General features: G+C 49.4%; 1 protein-coding gene. It reads right to left on the bottom strand.

The window, feature by feature from the left end:
- The coding region (locus tag CWS31_RS17405; RefSeq protein ID WP_211355871.1) for a VCBS domain-containing protein at positions 1 to 502 on the bottom strand (502 nt) is incomplete at both ends.

Raw genomic sequence — 502 nt, 5'->3', positions numbered from 1 at the left:
AAATAGTACCTGTCGCTGTGTTATTGCTCGCATCATCTTCAGTCACGCTTGTGTCTGTTGCAGTAACTGTGATATCCGCCGCATCATTGCTACCCGTGATGGTGATGGTTTGTGTCTCAGTGGTGCCATCGTCACTAGTAAAGGTGATCGTGTCGGTTAAGGTTTCACCGTCTGGTAACGCTTGTACCGCAGCATTGCTGTCATCTAAGCTGTATTCCCATACACCTGTGCCATCAACCACAACCGTGCCGTAGCTCGCAGTGCTGCTCACTAACGTACCTTCGCCGGTATCTACGTCAAATACTGAAATAGTACCTGTCGCTGTGTTATTGCTGGCATCATCTTCAGTCACGCTTGTGTCACTTGCAGTAACTGTGATATCCGCCGCATCATTGCTACCCGTGATGGTGATGGTTTGTGTCTCAGTGGTGCCATCGTCACTGGTGAAAGTGATGGTATCAACTAAGGTTTGGCCTGCCGGTAGTGCTTGCACTGCAGCATT

The sequence above is a fragment of the Colwellia echini genome (assembly GCF_002843355.2).
Classification (GTDB): Bacteria; Pseudomonadota; Gammaproteobacteria; order Enterobacterales; family Alteromonadaceae; genus Colwellia; species Colwellia echini.
This window is presented reverse-complemented; position numbering and strand designations above follow the sequence as displayed.